Origin of the sequence: Pseudomonas sp. sp1636 (assembly GCF_030376615.1) — a bacterium.
Lineage (GTDB): Bacteria > Pseudomonadota > Gammaproteobacteria > Pseudomonadales > Pseudomonadaceae > Aquipseudomonas.
Map to the genome: position 1 here is coordinate 1 of NZ_JARRAB010000016.1, position 18,104 is coordinate 18,104.

Annotated in this window: 15 protein-coding genes; 12 read left to right on the plus strand and 3 right to left on the minus strand. The window is 63.1% G+C overall.

The annotated features are described in order from the left end of the window. Nucleotides 1-142: 142 nt before the first annotated feature. Genes P8H27_RS15610 through P8H27_RS15620 form a run of 3 tightly spaced genes read left to right on the plus strand, consistent with a single transcriptional unit; the run spans nucleotide 143 to nucleotide 3,708 of the window. On the plus strand, nucleotides 143-802 hold the full coding sequence (locus tag P8H27_RS15610; protein WP_289638530.1) for a paraquat-inducible protein A: 660 nt from the start codon (nucleotides 143-145) through the stop codon (nucleotides 800-802). After that, on the plus strand, nucleotides 789-1,412 hold the full coding sequence (locus P8H27_RS15615) for a paraquat-inducible protein A (protein WP_289638532.1): 624 nt from the start codon (nucleotides 789-791) through the stop codon (nucleotides 1,410-1,412). Before P8H27_RS15610 ends, P8H27_RS15615 begins: the two co-directional genes overlap by 14 nt. Beyond that, on the plus strand, nucleotides 1,405-3,708 hold the full coding sequence (locus P8H27_RS15620) for a PqiB family protein (protein WP_289638533.1): 2,304 nt from the start codon (nucleotides 1,405-1,407) through the stop codon (nucleotides 3,706-3,708). Before P8H27_RS15615 ends, P8H27_RS15620 begins: the two co-directional genes overlap by 8 nt. A gap of 42 nt (nucleotides 3,709-3,750) precedes the next feature. Here P8H27_RS15620 and mksF read toward each other — a convergent pair whose 3' ends face one another. From mksF to mksB, 3 genes are read right to left on the minus strand one after another with little or no spacing between them, the layout of a single operon-like run. Then, nucleotides 3,751-6,585 (minus strand): Mks condensin complex protein MksF, encoded by a 2,835-nt coding sequence (gene mksF, locus P8H27_RS15625; RefSeq protein ID WP_289638534.1) that lies wholly within the window; start codon nucleotides 6,583-6,585, stop codon nucleotides 3,751-3,753. Further along, complete coding sequence (gene mksE / locus P8H27_RS15630) at nucleotides 6,582-7,268, minus strand: Mks condensin complex protein MksE (RefSeq protein WP_289638535.1); 687 nt, start codon at nucleotides 7,266-7,268, stop codon at nucleotides 6,582-6,584. Before mksE ends, mksF begins: the two co-directional genes overlap by 4 nt. After that, a complete protein-coding gene (mksB, locus tag P8H27_RS15635; RefSeq protein WP_289638536.1) occupies nucleotides 7,265-8,515 on the minus strand; it encodes an Mks condensin complex protein MksB in 1,251 nt (416 codons plus the stop codon). The genes mksE and mksB overlap by 4 nt, the downstream gene beginning before the upstream one ends. A 236-nt stretch (nucleotides 8,516-8,751) precedes the next feature. Between mksB and P8H27_RS15640 the strand changes: the two genes are divergently transcribed. The 9 genes from P8H27_RS15640 (at nucleotide 8,752) to P8H27_RS15680 (ending at nucleotide 17,827) form a co-directional block, all read left to right on the plus strand. Beyond that, the gene (locus P8H27_RS15640) at nucleotides 8,752-9,360 is read left to right on the plus strand and encodes a hypothetical protein (protein WP_289638537.1); all 609 of its coding nucleotides are present in this window, start codon (nucleotides 8,752-8,754) and stop codon (nucleotides 9,358-9,360) included. A gap of 303 nt (nucleotides 9,361-9,663) precedes the next feature. Continuing rightward, complete coding sequence (locus P8H27_RS15645) at nucleotides 9,664-10,761, plus strand: carboxynorspermidine decarboxylase (protein ID WP_289638538.1); 1,098 nt, start codon at nucleotides 9,664-9,666, stop codon at nucleotides 10,759-10,761. Between the two features lie 26 nt (nucleotides 10,762-10,787). Then, nucleotides 10,788-12,032 carry a saccharopine dehydrogenase family protein gene (locus tag P8H27_RS15650; protein WP_289638539.1) on the plus strand — a complete coding sequence of 415 codons (1,245 nt, stop codon included), beginning with the start codon at nucleotides 10,788-10,790 and terminating at the stop codon, nucleotides 12,030-12,032. Between the two features lie 293 nt (nucleotides 12,033-12,325). Then, entirely contained in the window at nucleotides 12,326-13,873 is a 1,548-nt protein-coding gene (locus tag P8H27_RS15655) for a 2-isopropylmalate synthase (protein WP_289638540.1), read from the plus strand. Next, nucleotides 13,870-14,658, plus strand: coding sequence for an energy transducer TonB (locus P8H27_RS15660; RefSeq protein WP_289638541.1), 789 nt, complete (start codon nucleotides 13,870-13,872; stop codon nucleotides 14,656-14,658). Before P8H27_RS15655 ends, P8H27_RS15660 begins: the two co-directional genes overlap by 4 nt. A gap of 62 nt (nucleotides 14,659-14,720) precedes the next feature. Continuing rightward, on the plus strand, nucleotides 14,721-15,173 hold the full coding sequence (gene rimI / locus P8H27_RS15665; protein WP_289638542.1) for a ribosomal protein S18-alanine N-acetyltransferase: 453 nt from the start codon (nucleotides 14,721-14,723) through the stop codon (nucleotides 15,171-15,173). Nucleotides 15,174-15,717: 544 nt separating this feature from the next. Continuing rightward, the gene (locus P8H27_RS15670; protein ID WP_289638543.1) at nucleotides 15,718-16,161 is read left to right on the plus strand and encodes a response regulator; all 444 of its coding nucleotides are present in this window, start codon (nucleotides 15,718-15,720) and stop codon (nucleotides 16,159-16,161) included. A gap of 108 nt (nucleotides 16,162-16,269) precedes the next feature. After that, nucleotides 16,270-16,914, plus strand: coding sequence for a carbonate dehydratase (can, locus tag P8H27_RS15675; RefSeq protein WP_289638544.1), 645 nt, complete (start codon nucleotides 16,270-16,272; stop codon nucleotides 16,912-16,914). A gap of 1 nt (nucleotide 16,915) precedes the next feature. Next, on the plus strand, nucleotides 16,916-17,827 hold the full coding sequence (locus P8H27_RS15680; RefSeq protein ID WP_289638545.1) for a DMT family transporter: 912 nt from the start codon (nucleotides 16,916-16,918) through the stop codon (nucleotides 17,825-17,827). Nucleotides 17,828-18,104 lie beyond the last annotated feature (277 nt).

Sequence of the window (18,104 nt, forward strand, 5' to 3'; positions counted from 1 at the left end):
ATGGGGGGTTTGTCTTTGCGCGTTTTAAAAGGCTCTAAAACCACGCGTTAGAAATGGACGGCAGAAGCAGCACGCCGCACATGTTTCCGTGCTTCGGTGTGCTGCTCGTCTAGAATAGACTCATCTTTCAGAGAGTCCGTTTATGCCTGATTCGGTCGAGTCTCGGTTCTTGTCTGAGCTTCCTGTTGAGCGATTAATTGCCTGTCACGAGTGCGATTTGCTGATGCGCAAACCGCAGATCGAAAATGGCGAGCGTGTCGAATGCCCACGTTGTGGTTATGAGCTGTACACCCACCGGCATCAAGTGACGCGCCGCAGCCTGGCCTTGGTGCTGGCCGCGCTGCTGCTCTACGTGCCGGCCAACTTTTTGCCGATCATGCAGCTTAATTTGTTGGGGCAGACCAGCGAGGATACGCTGTGGAGCAGCGTACTCGGTCTGTATGACAGTGGCATGCAGGGGGTCGCTGCGGTGGTGTTTCTCTGCAGTATGGCCATTCCATTGCTCAAGTTACTCTGCCAGCTCGCCGTGTTGCTGAGTATCCGTCTGGATTTCGGCCGCAGCTATGGCCTGCTGCTCTACCGGATTTATCACCACTTGCGTGAGTGGGGCATGCTCGAGGTCTACCTGATGGGCATCTTGGTGGCCATCGTCAAGCTGGTCGATCTGGCGGATATCAGCCTCGGCCTGGGACTATTCTGTTTTATTGCACTGCTGCTGGTTCAGGTCTGGCTCGAGGTGACTATGTCGCCCCATCAGATCTGGGAAGCCTTGGCGGGGGAGGACGTGCATGCGGGCGATTGATGCGGGGCTGCTGGTCTGTCATGAGTGCCACCAACTGAGCCGGCAGGACGCCTCCGCCGGCAAACAGTTCTGCTCGCGCTGCGGCGGCCTGTTGCACGCGCGCCGGCCTAACAGCCTGACGCGTACCTGGGCGCTGCTGCTGACGGCGGCTATCCTCTACATCCCGGCCAATTTGCTGCCGATCATGACTGTCAATTCATTGGGCAAGGGACAGTCGGACACCATCATGTCCGGCGTGGTGGAGTTGGTGAACTACGGCATGCTGCCAATCGCCGCGGTGGTGTTCGTCGCCAGCATCTTGGTGCCGACTTTCAAGCTGGTCGGCATCACGCTGCTGCTCTATTCGGTACAGCGGCATCAATCCATGTCGGCGCGCCAGCGCCTCATTATGTTTCGCTTTATCGAATGGATCGGACGCTGGTCGATGCTGGATATCTTCGTCATCGCCATATTGGTGGCGGTCGTCAATTTCGGCAGCCTGGCGAGTATCGAGCCGGGCATGGGCGCCGCGGCATTCGCCAGTGTGGTGATTCTGACCATGCTCGCTGCTTTAACCTTTGACCCTCGTTTGATCTGGGATAACACGAAGTTGGATGACGACCATGAGTGATCTGCCACTGGCTAAAATTCGCCCGGCCTCCAACTGGTCGGCTATCTGGGTCTTGCCCATCCTCGCCTTGTTGATCGGTGGCTGGCTGGGTTGGCGTGCCTACAGCCAGGCCGGCATCGAGATCCAGGTGATCTTCGACAGTGGCGCAGGCATTCAGGCGGGTAAAACCGAGGTGATCTACAAGGGGATGCCCATCGGCAAGGTGATTGCGCTGGCCCTGGATGACAGCGGCGAGAAGCGCGGTGTAATCGCCACTATCGAAATGCGGCAAGAGGTGAAACCGCATCTGCGCGACCAGGCACGCTTTTGGCTGGTCAAGCCGCGCGTGAGCCTAGGCGGGATCACCGGCTTGGAGACCTTGGTGTCGGGCAACTACATCGCAGTCAGCCCCGGCGCTGGCGAGCCGACCCTGCTGTTCAAGGCGCTGTCCGAACCGCCGCCGTTGTCGGATGATCAACCAGGCCTGCATCTGACCCTGAAAGCCGAGCGCCTAGGCTCACTGGAGCGCGACAGTCCGGTGTTCTACAAGCAGATCCAGGTGGGCCGGGTGAAAAGCTATGCACTGGCGGAGAACCAGAGCACGGTCGAAGTGAAGGTGTTCATTGAGCCGGCCTATGCCAATTTGGTGCGCAAACACACGCGTTTCTGGAATGCCAGCGGCATCAGCGTCGATGCCAATCTGTCGGGCGTCAAGCTGCGTAGCGAGTCGTTGGCCAGCATAGTCGCAGGCGGCATCGCCTTCGCTACCCCGGAGCATCGTGCAGACAGTCCGCCAACCGATCCGAGCATTGCCTTTCGCCTGTATGAAGATTTCGATGCGGCTCAGGCCGGTATCAAACTGCTGGTCAAATTGAGCGATTTCGAGGGGTTGCAGCCGGGCCGTACTCCGGTGCTGTACAACGGCATCCAGACCGGCACCTTGAAAACGCTGAAGGTCAACGAGGATCTCAGCGGAGCCAGCGCCGAGCTGAACATGGATCCACGCACGGAGGACTATCTGGTCGAGGGCACCGAGTTCTGGGTGGTCAAGCCCTCGATCTCGCTGGCCGGCATCACCGGTCTGGAGGCCCTGGTCAAAGGCAATTACATCGCCGTTCGCCCTGGTGAAAGAGGCGGTGCGGCCAAGCGTGAGTTCACGGCGCGGCCCAAGGCGCCGCCCCTGAATCTGGGAGCGCCAGGCCTGCATCTGGTGCTGTTCAGCGACAACCGCGGTTCGTTGGAGGTCGGCAGTCCGATTCTCTACCGACAGCTGAAAGTCGGTTCGGTACAAAGTGTCCAGCTGTCGCGCGACAACCAGCAGGTGGTGTTCGGCGCGCACATCGAGCTGGAGTACGCCCATTTGGTGAACAGCAGCACACGCTTCTGGAATGCCAGTGGCATCACCTTGCGTGGCAGCTTGTCCGGGGTCGAGGTGAAGAGCGAGTCGCTGCAAACCCTGTTGGCCGGCGGTATCGCCTTCGAAACCAGCGACCTGGAGGCGCCAGTCACGGCCAGGCGGGTGCAACGCTTCAATCTCCATGAGAACCGCGAAAACGCCCTGCAAATCGGACAGGCGATCAGCATCCAGTTGCCACGGGGCGATGGCCTGAGTCCGGGGACGGCGATCCGCTACAGGGATCTGGATGTCGGCAAGATCGAAAGTATCGGGCTGAGCGAGGATCTGCAGAGCGTCATCGTGCATGCGCGGATCACCCAGGCCGCGGAGCAGATCGTCCGTGCCGGTACGCAGTTCTGGGTGGTCAAACCGGAGTTGAGCCTGACCCGGGCGGCCAACCTGGAAACCTTGGTCAGCGGCCAGTTCCTGGAAGTGCTGCCGGCGAGCAAGCCGGGGGGGCGGCAGACTGTTTTCACCGCGTTGGCCGAGCCGCCGAATCTGGCGGCAAGCGAGCCCGGGCTGCGCCTGGTGCTTAGCGCGGCGCGGCGCAACTCGCTGAAAGCCGGCGCGCCGGTGGGCTATCGCGAGGTGCAAGTGGGCAAGGTGACCGGTTACGAGCTCGGGCCGAGTGCGGATCGGGTGCTGATCCATGTGCTGATCGAGCCGCGCTATGCCGGCCTGGTGCACACCGGCAGCCGCTTCTGGAACAGCTCCGGCGTCGGCGTCGAGGCCGGTCTGTTCAAGGGGGTGAAGGTGCGTACAGAATCCCTGGAAACCATCATCGCGGGCGGCGTCGCCTTCGCTACTCCGGAGTTGGCGGACATGGGCATGCAGGCCAAGCCGGGGCAGACCTTCGCCTTGTTCGACGAGCCGCAGGACGAGTGGTTGCGCTGGGCGCCGAAGATCGCCTTGCCGCACTAACCAGTTCCAGGGCCGCAAGTGCGGCCCTTATCCCCACCGGAATCAGGCCAGTTCGGCGCTTGCCGCCTCATCCTGCACCTGGGCCTTGGCCGTCTCGCGAGGCTTGATGAACTTCCAGTCGGCCTCATCGATATAGATACCGCTCGGCCCGCTGCCGCCTTCCAGGTCGATGGCCACATGGGCGGAGACCTGCGGCTTGACCGAGGCCAGAATCGGCACGAAACCCAGTTGCAGGCTGGTTTCGATCAGCGCCTGCTGGTTTTTCTCGTCGATATCCGCGGCCTCGTCCAGGTAGTAGGGCAGGCGGATGCGCCCGGCCTGATCGCGATCCATCAGGTGCAGCAACAGGTACATGTTGGTCAGCGCCTTGATGGTCATGGTGGTGCCGTTGCTTGCTGCGCCATCGATGTCGGTGTGGATCACCGGCTGGCCGTGCACCTTGGTGATCTCGAAAGCCAGCTCGAACAGATCCTTCAAGCCCAGCTGGTTGTGGTTGGCCGCCACCAGGCGCGCCAGGTATTCCTTGGCCTCCTCGTTCCTGCTGTCCTGATCGCTGCTCTGCTGCAGGTCGAACACCGACAGGGTCTCGCCTTGCTCGTACTGGCCGGCGCTGTGGATGATCTGGTCGATATGCTTGAGCGCCTCCTTGTTCGGCGCCAGAACGATGCGGAAGCTTTCCAGGTTGGAGACCTGACGCTTGTTGATCTCGCGGTTGAACAGCGCCAACTGGTGTTCCAGATTGTCGTAGTCGCTGCGGATATTGCGCAGGGTGCGGGCGATATCGGTGACCGCGGCGCGACGGGCCTTGGTCAGGGTCAGGGCTTCGTCCTGGCGATGGGCGTAGGCGTTGACCAGCAGTTGCAGGCGGCGTTCGACGTCGTCCTCGCTGTCGAACTTGGCCACGCCTTTCAGGCGCACCTGGGCGTAGAGCGCCTCGATCTGCCCGTCGATCCGCTGCAGACCCTGCCAGGCGTCCTGGTAGTCGCCCAGCAGCGGCAGCAGGTTGTCCAGCGAGTCGTCCAGCGGGTCGGTAAAGGGCGCGCCGAAGGGTAGATTGCTCGGCAGCAGTTGGCGACGGCGCAGGGCGTCTTCCAGGGTACGCTGCTTGGCCTCCAGGTCGGCCAGTTGGCGGCCGATTAGTTGCAGCTTGGCGGACAGTTGCTGCACCCGCTCGGTAAAGGCGTCGCTGCTGCGCTTGAGTTCATCCTGGGCGGCTTCCAGTTGCGCCAGTTGTTCCAGTTTGCTGTCTTCTTCCACCGCCAGGGTCTGGCGGCGGCGGAAATCTTCCAGGGCTTTCTGCGCATCCAGTACGGCCTGGTACAGCTGCTCGGCCTGGGCTTTGCTCGCCGCGCGGTCGACGGCCACCGCCTGTTGCGTCTTGAGCTGTTTGTATTCGCGGTCGAGGCGGTCTTTCTGGTCGCGCAGGGCGGCGCGGTCGGCCAGGGCTTGCAGAGCCGGCGGCTCGATATGACTGAGGTCGATGGACAGACCGGGGACTTCGAAACGCTCGCCCTTAAAGCTATCCAGCACGGCTTCCAGGGTTTTTACCCAGGCGTCGTCGTTGTCCAGTTGAATGCCTTTTTCGCCCAGCGGCAGGCTGAACAGCTGGCCGTTGAACAGGCGCATCAGGCGGTCGACGTCTTGTTGGGAAAATTCCTCGCGCAGCCTGGCGTAACTGTTGTTGTCGGCATGCTCGAGCTGTTGCTTGACCGATTTGAGGCGCTTTTCCAGATCGCGCAGGCGCTCGTCGAGATCCTCGCTGGAGAACTGGCGGGATTGCGCCAGGGCGCCGGCCAGCTCGTCGTGGGCGTCCTTGGCGGCGAGTAGTTGGGCTTCCAGTACCTGCACGTCGCTGACCAGGGCGAAGCGGTTTTTCAGTACCGAGAGCTCACCGAGCCAGCGTTGGAGTTCGCTGATTTCACGCTCCATACGCATCAGCTCCTGGGTGCCGCCGCGCTGTTCGTGCTGCAGGCCGTCCTGCTCATTGCGATAGTGCTCGACCTGGATCAGCAACTCTTCTTTGCGCGCGCTGGCATAGTCCTGCCAGGTGCCGAGCAGGGTATCGAGCAGCGGCGAGAGGCGATGCAGCTTGCCGCGCAGCTGTTCGCGCTGGGCCACGCCGGCGGCCAGGGCTTCGATCAAGGGGCCGGCGCTGACCAGCGCCTGGTAGTCCTGCTCCATGCGGCGCACGTCGCGAAAGGCTTCTTCGGTGGCGGCGATATAGTCGACGCTGCCCGAGCGCAGGCTGTGTTCGAAGGCGTCGAGGAACAGCTGCTTGAGCTTGGCCGCGGTGATTTCGCGCATATGCAGCAGGTTGATAAACAGTGCGCGGAAGGTTTTCAGGCTCTGCTCGCTGGTGGAGCGCAGCGGAATCAGGGTCAGATCCAGCGGCACCGAGGTGTGCCCGCCGACCAGCAGGCGGCGCAGTTCTTCGGGTTTGAGCTCGTAGGCCTTGATGCCTTCGCGCTCCAGGGCGTTGAACAACTCGCGCTGACGCAGGCAGGTACCGTCCTTCTGGTAGTGGGCCAGGTTCAGCTCGCCCTGGTAGGCGAAGAACTGGTGACCGAAACCGCCGCCCGGGCCGCGCCCGGCCACGCCGATCACGTGGGAGCCGTGGGGCAGGGCGACTTCCACCAGGATGTAGCTGGTGTCGCTGGCGAAGTAGAACTTGCGCGACTGCTCCAGGCTGTACTTGCCGAAGCTCATGTCCGACATGCGTGCCAGAATCGGGAACTGCAGGGCGTTGATCGAGGCGGACTTGCCCAGGTTGTTGGCGCCGTACACCGACAGCGGGTTCTCCAGCGGAAACAGGCCGAGGCTGTAGCCGGCGGTGTTCAACAGGGCGAAGCGGCGGATGCCGTAGCGTTCCTGGCTCATGCGTCTATCTCCTGTACGGCGCGTTCGGCGGCCATGGCACGGGCCAGGGCAGCTTCTTCCGACTCGTCCTCGGCGAGGCTGATGATGGCGTCCTCTGGCTCATCGTCCAGCAGCAGCGGGGCCGGTAACGGCAGGGCGCTGTGCAAGGTGGCGGCCAGGTCGCGATCCTGCTGTACGCTCAGGCAGACATCGAGGAAGCGGTGCATCGGGGCGAGGAAGCGGTAGATGCCGTTTTCTTCACCGGCAAAACCCAGTTGGTTCAAGCGGCGCATGACTTTTTCTTCCAGCTCCTCAACGCTGGTGACCTCGGCCTGCAGGAACAGGTCGCGGTACTTGTCGAGCAGCGCCGGCAGCTCGTCGCGGCCGAGGCTGCCGCCGTCGAGCACGGCCAACGGGTCGCGGCCCTGGTCGGCGAGGTGTTCCACCAGGATGAAGGTGAACAGCGCCAGGCGCTGGGCGGTCTTGTTGACCTGGGTGCCCATCTGCTCGGGGACGAAATAGTAGAAGCCACGGCTGTCGCACACCAGCTCATAACCGAGCGCCTTGAACAGCGCACGGTACTGATCCTGCAGATTGGACAGCTGGCTGTACAGCTCCGGGTCGCGGCGGCTGACGTGATAGCCCTTGAACAGCTCGCGGAAGATCGGTGCCAGTTGGGTCAGTTCTTTCAGGTCGATATTCATAGGGCGGTAGTTCCGGCCGGCTTGATCAAGGCAAAGGAGCTCAGGCTGAGCTGATGCTCGGCGGTCAAGTAATCGCGACGCTCCAGGCGTTCGCGCTGGAAGCGGCCATCGCGCGACAGGCGCGAGAACCAATACAGCAATTCGTCGGTGGCCCCCTCGGGTTCCTGCTGCAGCAGCCAGGTCATCAGATCCGGCAGCGGCAGGGCCTGCTCGCAGCGTTCGATCATCTCGCGGGCGGTGCGTGGCGCGCGGGGTGTTTGGCCCTTGCGCGCAGTATTGGCCTTGGGGAACTGCGCCGGCTTGGGTTCGAAGCGGGCCAGGGCGTAGACATAGGCCTCGACCTGGGAGGCGCTGCCGAGAAAGGTGCTCTGCGGCCGACTGAACAGCGGCAGCGCCGCCTGCGGCACCGCGTCCAGGCCCTTACGGCGAATGGCGGCCAGGGCCAGGGCCGCGCCACGGGTCACCGCGTTGTGCCGGCGCGCCTCCTCGCGCAGCGGCAGCAGCAGTTCGCGGGCACGGCGCAGGGTCAGCTGGGCGGTGGTCTGCATCTCCAGGATGCGCGCGTGGGTGCGCAGCAACAGGTCGTCGTCGACCAGTTGGCCGAGGCGCTGCTGTTCGCCGAGCAGGCGCAGCAGCACATGCTCGACGCGATAGACGCCCTGCTCGAAGGCGCCGTCGGCGGCCACCAGTTGGATCATCGGCTCGACGTATTCGTCCCAGGTCGCCAGCACCTCGGCGTAGCGCTGGCGCAGGGGGATCTGCCGGTCGCTGGTCTTGGCCCGCTCGGCGACCGCCACCAGCGCCTGTTCGTCGTTGGCCAGTTTCTTCAGCACGTCGCGCACGCGCATGTCGAGCAGACGCAGTTGGCGCGCCAGGTCGGCGGCGTCGCGCACCTCGAAGGCGTCCTTGATATAGCCGGCCAGGCGTTCGAGGTGGCGCAGGTAGGCCTCGATCTCCAGACACAAGCCCAGGCGATGTTCGCGGCGCAGGTAGGCGAGAAAATCGTGGATCTGCGCATTCAGCTCGAAGCGGTTGGGACTCTTGGCCACCGGCACCAGGATATCCAGGCGGATCCACTGGTCGAGCAGGGCGGTAATGTCCACCGGCGTACTCTCCGGCAACTGCAGCGTCAGCTGTTTGCGCAGCTCGATCAGGCTCAGGGTGCCGCTATCGAAGCGCTCGCAGAGCGGTTCGAGCAACGTCCAGTGTTCGGCAAGGGCGCGCAATACGCGCTTGGGATCGATCATCGCAAGGCCAGTCGCTCAATCTGGGAAAAGCGCCGATTGTACTGCATCGACTGGCAGTCGATTGAGCCTGAAGCGATCGGAGGCGCTTTGTTCGCGCAGGTGACGCAATGCGGCAGTTTGCGCCCGCTGCGGCCGGCGTCGGAGCGCTGGCCGGCGCCGGAAGCCCTGTCCAAGTGACTGAATTCGCTGGCATGTTTTCTGCGATAGAGAATTAAACCGTCGCAGGAATCGAGCCTATGTCTTTCGTTGTCACCGCCTATGCCGATGCCTGTTGGCGCGAGTTGCAGGATCAGCGCGACCTGGTCCGGGATCTCGACGCCATCACCGATAGGCGTGAGGCGATGGCCTTCTTGCAATGTTTCGAGAACCGCCTGTGTGTCTACTCGGGCTATGCGCAGAAGCTCTACAGCCACTACAGCTTCGTGGTGCCGCAGAGTGATCATGGCGATATCACCATCCTCCCGGTCGAACGGAGCTGGAGCGAGACCTTCCATGACATCCCGATCCGTGCGGTAGAGCCCACCGGTATCCATCTTCTGCCGGGCGAAGCCATCGGCCATGCGGGCCTCTACTTGAAAATTCCCAGCGAGAACCGCCTGGTGGCGTCCAAGGAGCTGCCGTTTCAGGAGGGGCTGCGACTGGTGATCCAACGCTATCGGGCCAAGGGCGAGTGTTTCCTGCCGGTGTTGATCAAGGAGGATTTGCGCGGATTCGAGGCGCGCATGCCGTCGTTGCACCTGCACCGCATCAACCTGGCTCAACTGACGCACTGCGCGCCGCCGAACATCAATGCAATCAAGGACGCGATTGCCAGGCACCTGCTCGGGCTGTTTCGCCAGGACTGAATCGCCCCCCAATAGCCGGCAATCGAGCCGTCTGCATGGCGCGTTGATGTCATGCGGTTGTCATCCCTGCCGTTCATCCTGGCGGGCACCCGCCGCCAACCGCCATGGGCGCTCGATGTGAACGTCAGTCTGGCCAGGCTTGCAATAAAGCGCCGTCAACGGTCGGTTGGCAGACGAAATATCCCCATTGCTCTTTCGATATGCGCCGGTTATCGGCACAATTCCCCTCCACTTTTTTGGGGAGGGGGTCGGCACTGCTGATTTCCTGCCGGTTGACCTTGTATAGGCACTATAGGCACACAGATGATCAAGACGCCGTACTACCTCATCGACAAGCAAAAGCTGCTGGGCAATCTGCAGAAGATCGCCTATGTGCGTGAGCAGTCCGGGGCCAAGGCGCTGCTGGCGCTCAAGTGCTTCGCCACCTGGTCGGTGTTCGACTTGATGGAGCAGTACATGGACGGCACCACCTCGTCGTCGCTGTACGAGCTCAAGCTCGGTCGGCAGAAGTTCGCCGGCGAAACCCACGCCTACAGCGTGGCCTGGGCCGACGACGAAATCGACGAGATGCTGGTCAACTGCGACAAGATCATCTTCAACTCCATCGGCCAGCTCGAGCGCTTCGCCGACGCTTCGGCGAGCAAGGTGCGCGGCCTGCGGGTCAACCCGCAGGTGAGCAGCTCCGACTACCTGCTGGCCGACCCGGCGCGCCCGTTCAGCCGCTTGGGTGAGTGGGATCCGGAAAAGATCGCCACGGTAATGGATAAGATCTCCGGCTTCATGTTCCACAACAATTGCGAGAACGCCAGCTTCGAGCTGTTCGAGCAGATGCTCAGCACCATCGAGGAGCGCTTTGGGCATCTGCTCGAGCAGGTCGAGTGGGTCAGCCTCGGCGGCGGCATCCACTTTACCGGCGACGACTATCCGCTCGATCAGTTCTGCGCACGGCTCAAGGCCTTCTCCGAGAAATACGGCGTGCAGGTCTATCTGGAGCCCGGCGAGGCGGCGATCACCCTGAGTTCCTCCCTGGAAGTCACGGTGCTCGACACCCTGTACAACGGCAAGCATCTGGCCGTGGTCGACAGCTCCATCGAAGCGCACATGCTCGATCTGTTGATCTACCGGCTCGACGCCAAGATGGAGCCCTGCGACGGCGAGCACAGCTACATGGTGTGCGGCAAATCCTGCCTGGCCGGCGACATCTTCGGCGAGTACCAATTCGATCGTCCGTTGGCCATCGGCGATCGTCTGTCGTTTATCGACGCAGCGGGTTACACCATGGTCAAGAAGAACTGGTTCAACGGCCTGAAAATGCCGTCCATCGTGGTGAAACAACTCGACGGCAGCGTCGAGGTGGTTCGTGAGTTTGGCTTTGACGATTACCTGTCCAGCCTCTCGTAGGCGGCAGATAAGGAGAGATAAAGAAATTGAAGAAGAATGTTCTGATCATTGGTGCAGGAGGTGTCGCCAAGGTGGTGGCCCACAAGTGCGCGCAGCACAACGACGAACTCGGTCGTATTGCCATCGCGTCGCGCAACATCTCCAAATGCCAGGCCATCATCGACAGCGTAAAGGCCAAAGGCAGCCTCAAGCAGCCGGCCGAAATCCAGGCCTATGCCCTCAACGCGCTGGATATAGAAGCAACCAAGGCACTGATCCGCGAGAGCGAATCGCAGATCGTCATCAATGTCGGCTCGTCGTTTCTCAACATGTCGGTGCTGCGTGCCTGCATGGAGACTGGCGCCGCCTACCTCGACACCGCCATCCACGAAGAGCCGGGCAAGGTCTGCGAAACGCCGCCTTGGTACGCTAACTACGAGTGGAAGCACCTGGCCGAATGCCAGGAAAACGGCGTGACCGCCATCCTCGGCGTCGGTTTCGATCCGGGTGTGGTCAATGCCTATGCCGCCTTGGCGCAACAGCAGTACTTCGACAGCATCGAGTCGATCGACATCCTCGACGTCAACGCCGGTTCCCACGGCAAGTACTTCGCCACCAATTTCGACCCGGAAATCAATTTCCGCGAATTCACCGGCCAAGTCTGGAGCTGGCAGAACAGCCAGTGGACCAGCAACAAGATGTTCGAAGTCAAACGCAGTGACGACCTGCCGGTGGTCGGCGAGCAGAATCTGTACCTGACCGGGCATGACGAAGTGCATTCCCTGTCCAAGCACCTGAACGTGCCCAATGTGCGTTTCTGGATGAGTTTCGGCGAGCACTACATCAATGTGTTCACCGTGCTGAATAACCTCGGCCTGCTCTCCGAGCAGCCGGTGAAGACCGCCGAAGGCCTCGAAGTGGTGCCGCTGAAAGTGGTCAAGGCCGTGCTGCCGGATCCGGCCTCTCTGGCCCCAGGCTACAGCGGCAAGACCTGCATCGGCGATCTGGTCAAAGGCAGCAAGGACGGCAAGCCGGTTGAGTTGTTTATCTACAACGTCGCCGATCACGCCGATGCCTATGCCGAGACCGACAGCCAGGGCATCTCCTACACCGCCGGCGTGCCGCCGGTCGCCGCCGCGCTGTTGGTCGCCCGTGGCGAGTGGGACGTGGCGCGCATGGCCAATGTCGAGCAATTGCCGGCCAAGCCGTTCCTCAAACTGCTCGATCAGATGGGCCTGCCGACCCGGATCAAGGACGCCAACGGCGACCGCCCCTGGGATCAAGCCCTCTGATCGGCTGCGCGTCGGCGGTACGGCGTTAAAAACAGGCGGGAAATGCTCATTTACAGCAGTAAACTCCGCTTTCCCGCCTGTTTTTGCCTTGTCTCGCTCTAGCTCGCTCGATCAGCCCGCGCCCGCCATCTTTGGCGGGCGTTTTGTTTTCGGCTCCGTGGGAGGGGCTTTAGCCGCGACGGTGCTCAGGCGTGCGTCGCGCTTCCCGCCCGCGGCGTTTCACGCGACAATCAGCGCAATGACCGCCGCCCCCAAGTCGGGCGCACACCCGCGACAGCCGTGAGGAATTTTCAATGAGCAGCAACGACCGCGTCATCATCTTCGACACCACCCTGCGTGACGGCGAGCAGAGCCCCGGTGCGTCCATGACCGGTGAAGAAAAGCTGCGCATCGCCAAGGCGCTGGAGCGCTTGCGCGTCGACGTGATCGAAGCCGGCTTCGCCATCGCCAGCCCGGGTGACTTCGCCGCCGTCAAGGCGATTGCCGACAGCATCAAGGACAGCACCGTGTGCAGCCTGTCGCGGGCTCTCGACGGTGACATCGACCGCGCCGCGGAGGCGCTCAAGGGGGCCAACTCCGGGCGTATCCACACCTTTATCGCGACCAGCCCGATCCACATGCAGTACAAGCTGCGCATGCAGCCCGATCAGGTGGTCGAGCAGGCGGTGCATGCGGTCAAGCGCGCGCGCAACCTGTGTGCCGACGTCGAGTTCTCCTGCGAGGATGCCGGTCGCTCGGAGCTCGACTTCCTCTGCCGGATCATCGAAGCGGCGATCGATGCCGGCGCACGCACCATCAATATCCCGGATACGGTCGGCTACGCCATCCCGCACCAGTACGCCGAGACCATCCGGCAGTTGCTCAACCGCGTGCCGAATGCCGACCAGGCGGTGTTCTCGGTGCATTGTCACAACGACCTGGGCCTGGCCGTGGCCAACTCCCTGGCCGCCGTGGTGGCCGGCGCCCGCCAAGTCGAGTGCACCATCAACGGCCTCGGCGAGCGAGCCGGCAATGCCGCGCTGGAAGAGATCGTCATGGCGATCAAGACTCGCGAAGACCTGCTCGGCGTGCACACCCGTATCGACACTCCGCACATCCTCAGCACCTCGCGCATGGTCTCCGGCATCACCGGTTTCCCGGTGCAGCCGAACAAGGCCATCGTCGGCGCCAACGCCTTCGCCCACGAGTCGGGGATCCACCAGGACGGCGTGCTCAAGCACCGCGAAACCTACGAAATCATGTCGGCACAGTCGGTCGGCTGGCACACCAACAAGATGGTGCTGGGCAAGCACTCCGGGCGCGCCGCCTTTCGCTCGCGCCTGGAGGAGCTGGGCATCGCCCTGGCTGGCGAGTCCGAGTTGAACGCCGCCTTCGCCCGCTTCAAGGAACTGGCCGACAAGAAGCACGAGATTTTCGACGAAGACCTGCAGGCGCTGGTTTCCGAGACCCTGGCCGAAGAAGCCCCAGAGCGCTTCAAGCTGGTCTACCTGGAAGTGGCGAGCAAGACCGGCGAGGTGCCGCAGGCCAAGCTGGTGCTCAGTGTCGATGGCGCCGAGCAGGGTGCTGAGGCCCAGGGTTCCGGACCGGTCGACGCGACCTTCAAGGCGATCGAGGCGATTGCCGTTTCCGCCGCCAACCTGCAGCTGTATTCGGTCAACGCCATCACCCAGGGCACCGACTCCCAGGGCGAGGTCACGGTGCGCCTGGAGAAGGACGGGCGCATCGTCAACGGCAACGGCGCCGATACCGACATCCTGGTGGCGTCGGCCAAGGCCTACATCAACGCGCTTAATCTGATGCAGGACGGACAGAAAGCCCACCCGCAGGTGGCTGACGTTTGATTGCAGAGCTGCGGCGTCGCGCTTATCTGAGCGCCATGCAGGTGGCCAGCTGGCTGCCGCGGGTGGAGTTGCCGTTTGCCGCGCCCTCACGCCCGCAACTGCTGCAGCCGGCAGAACCTGAGGTGCCGGCGACGGCCGAGCCGGTCAGCCCGCTTGCGCGCGAGAAGGCGCCGCCGAGCCGGCCCACGCCTGCCGTCGAGCGGCCGAAGATCGAGGTGCCGCGGCCCAGCGTCGTCCCCCGTAACGCCAAAGCGGAGGCCGCCGATAAGGCCACGCCTCCCGTAGCGCCCAAGCCGGTGGTTGCGCCGCCGCGTTTCGCTCTGCAGCTGCTGCGCGCCGGCGACTGCGCCTTGCTGGTCGAACTGCCCGCCGGCGAACCCTTGCAGGGGCGCGATCCGGCCTATTTGCTGCTCAAGGATCTGCTGCGCGCCGCCGGTCTGCCGGACAGCCCGCAATTGGTCGGCGAGCCGGTACGCTGGCCCTTGCTGGCGCGCGGCAGCATGGATCAGGGGCCGCAGGCCGCGCTGGATTACCTGCAGAGCTTCATCGCGGCGCGCCTGGAAGAACAGCAACCCTGCGCCTGCCTGTGGCTGGTCGGTTTGCCCGCCATCCGTTTTGCCGGCGATGCCGATGCCGAGGTCTACAACCGCGAGTTGCAGATCGATGGCCTGGGGGCGGCCTGGGCACTGCCGGGGCTGGAGTTGCTGATGGACGAACCGGAGCGCAAGGCCGCGCTGTGGCAGGCCATGCGTCGGGTGCGGCAACGCTGGCAGGCCGGCTCTTGAACACTCCCTGGATTGCCTGGCTCCGGCCACTGCGCCTACGTTTCCCTGCTGAGTCAACCTGAATGAGTGATGCGATTTCTTTTCGCCCGATGTGCGAGGCGGATATCGAGGCGGTGCTGAAGATCGAGTACGCCGCGTTCAGCCATCCCTGGACGCGCGGCATTTTCCTCGACAGCCTCAAATCCTACGACTGCTGGGTGATGTTCGAGGGCCAGCAGCAAGTCGGCCACGGCGTGATCAACGTGATCATCGACGAGGCGCACCTGCTCAACATCACCATCAAGCCGGAGAGCCAGGGCCGTGGTTTTGGTTTGCTGTTGCTGGAACGCTTGATGCAGCGCGCCATGGAACTCAAGGCCGGCGAATGCTTTCTCGAAGTGCGCACCAGCAACCAGTCGGCCTATCGCCTGTACGAGCGTTACGGTTTCAATGAAATCGGCCGGCGCCGCGACTACTATCCGGCCGTGGGTGGCCGCGAGGATGCCTTGGTGATGGCCTGCACCCTGATCGACTGAGCGGCGCCCCGGGCTAGCCACTTGGGGGCGAGGGCGTGGCTGATTGGCTTGTCGTTTGCCCGCAGGACAATGCGGCGGAAACGCGACCGGTACCGGTAGTGCGCGCCGCACACTTGACCCGATTGGCGAGTGTCGGTGGCCCAATCCGCCACTGTGTTCCCGCTGGCCTGTCGGATACTGTCGGGCCATTGGTCGCCCCCAGAGGCGCGCTGCCGCTCATCTGTACCCTCTAAGTAAGCCAAGCCACTGACCTTCGCCGACCCGCTGGCGACGGCTAAGGCCATGCTGTAGACGCTGTGCGAGGAGAGCGTCGAGGAGGCGATCTTGCGCGCCGTCCGGCCCAGCGGCTGGTCAACCGGCTGCTCTGGTGCGTACGGCGTCATAGTCGGGGCAACTGGAGCCTGTCCGAAGTCGACCAGGCGCCGCCAGCCGGTGGCCGCGCCGAGTCAGCCAGGAGTTGCCGGGGCGACTTAGAGCGACTAGTTTGAAGCGTAGAACCATAGCTTAAGTAAGATAAGTGAACTGCTTCGCAGAGGACGCAAGGATGTCGGACGCCGCCGTTCTAGACCTAGATGAACTCAATGCCTTGGCTGAAGCCATGGGCATGCCGAGTAAGACCGCAAGCAAAGTCCTGCTGGTCGAGGACGACCCCAATACCTTGGGTCAACTGGCAAAGTTGCTTGGCAAGGAGCGCATCAGCTATCTCATCGCCGCCAGCCCGCAGAGGGCACTGGATGCACTGCGGACAGACATGGACATCGGCTTGATGATCATCGATCTGCGCATCAGTGGCGACGGTAAGGGGCTTGAGCTGATTCGCCAGGTGCGCGATTCCGAATATGGGCAGATACCGGTGATAGTGGTCTCCGCTGACGCTGGGGTCGGAGACGCCATCGAAGCCATGCGCCTGCAGGTGGCGGATTTCTTTCTAAAGCCTTTCGACCTGTCTCTGCTCTTGCAGGCACTGCGAGGCGAGCTGGGAGTCTAGCGTGCATTCGGCCGACTGCTGGGGTCTTTGTGACCCAAGGGCTCATGCGAGTTGTCAAAGTCGCTGACACCTTACCTGGGGTGAGGCATTGGGCGAGAGGATACAAGCATGAACGACCTGCAAGAGCTATTCGACAACAACGCGCGGTGGGCCGAGTCCATCACTCAGCAAGACCCCGGGTTCTTCGCCAAACTGGCCCGCCAGCAGGCACCGGAATACCTGTGGATCGGCTGCTCCGACGCGCGGGTGCCGGCCAACGAAATCGTCGGCCTGTTGCCCGGCGATCTGTTCGTCCATCGCAACGTTGCCAACGTGGTGCTGCACACCGACCTCAACTGCCTGTCGGTGATCCAGTACGCGGTCGATGTGCTCAAGGTCAAACACATCCTGGTCACCGGCCACTACGGTTGCGGCGGTGTGCGCGCCTCCATGCAGGACGCCCAGTACGGCCTGATCGACGGCTGGCTGCGCACCATTCGCGACCTATACTACGAGCACCGCGAGCACCTGGCGCAGCTGCCGAGCGAGGAGGAGCGGGTCGACCGCCTCTGCGAACTCAACGTGATCCAGCAGGTGGCCAACGTCAGCCACACCACTATCGTGCAGAACGCCTGGCACCGTGGCCAGGAACTGTCGGTGCACGGCTGCATCTACGGCATCAAGGACGGCCGCTGGAAGAACCTCAACGTCACCGTCAGCGGCATCGAACAACTGCCGCGGCAATACCGCCTGCGCCCGCTCGGCCAGAGCTGAGGTGGCAAACAGTTCGCGCAGCCTGGCGACGCTCGGTCTGCTGCTGGCCGTGCTCTGCTGGTCGGGCAACGCCCTGGTGGCGCGTGCCTTCGCCGGCGAGATCCCGCCGTTTGCCCTGGCGTTCTGGCGCTGGTGCCTGGCCCTGAGCCTGCTGCTGCCCTTCGTCCTGGCGCCGCTGTGGCGCCATCGTCCGCAACTGCGCCAGGCCGGCTGGCGCCTGCTGGCGCTCGGCGGCCTGGGCATCGCCGGCTACAACTCGATGCTCTACAGCGCGGCACAGACCACCGTGGCGATCAACATCACCCTGGTCAATACCTGCCTGCCGCTGATGACCTTCATCGGCGCCGGCCTGCTGCTCGGCGAATGGCCGCAACGCCGCGCCTGGTGGGGCATGGGCCTGGCGGCGATCGGCTTGCTGGTGCTGATCACCCAGGGCCGCTGGGCGACTTTGACGGCGCTGTCGTTCAACCGCGGCGACCTGCTCATGCTCCTGGCCGTGGCCGACTGGGCCTTGTATTCCCTGCTGCTGCGGCGCTGGGCCAAGTACCTGCTGCCGATCCCGGCGCTGGCCCTGCTCGGCATGCTGATGCTGCTCGGCGTGCCGCTGATCCTGCCGTTCTACCTCTATGAACTGAGCCAGGGCGCGCGCTTTGCCGTCACCCCAAGCAACCTCGGCGCCATTGCTTACACCGCCGTGTTCGCCTCGCTGGTCGCCTACCTGGCCTGGAACCATGGCGTACGCGTACTCGGCGCGGCCAAGGCGACGCTGAGCAACTACCTGATGCCAGTGTTCACCGCCGTGCTCGGCTGGCTGCTGCTGGGCGAAGGCCTGCAGGCCTTCCACTGGCTGGGCGGCGGGCTGATCTTCGCCGGGCTGCTGCTGGGCACGCAGCTGGGAACCAGGCGCGGCTGATAGTGCTGGGGTAAGAAGCCAGGTAAAGAAAAGGGGCCAGCTTCCGTGGATCGCCTTTTGGTGTGTTGGCCGCCCGATCACCCGGCATTATGAATCGCCTGAGCGGCTCCACACTGACCCAGGAAAGCCCATAGAAAGGGGCTTTCAGCCTGCCGCAACCTCGGCAGAACAGAGCTTTCCAGACAATCAGCCTGATGTAGTCGCCTGCTGTGCGGGCTATCAACGGCTTCAGCGGTCGTTGCAGCGGGGTGAGTTGAATTGGCGGATCGGCTACAAT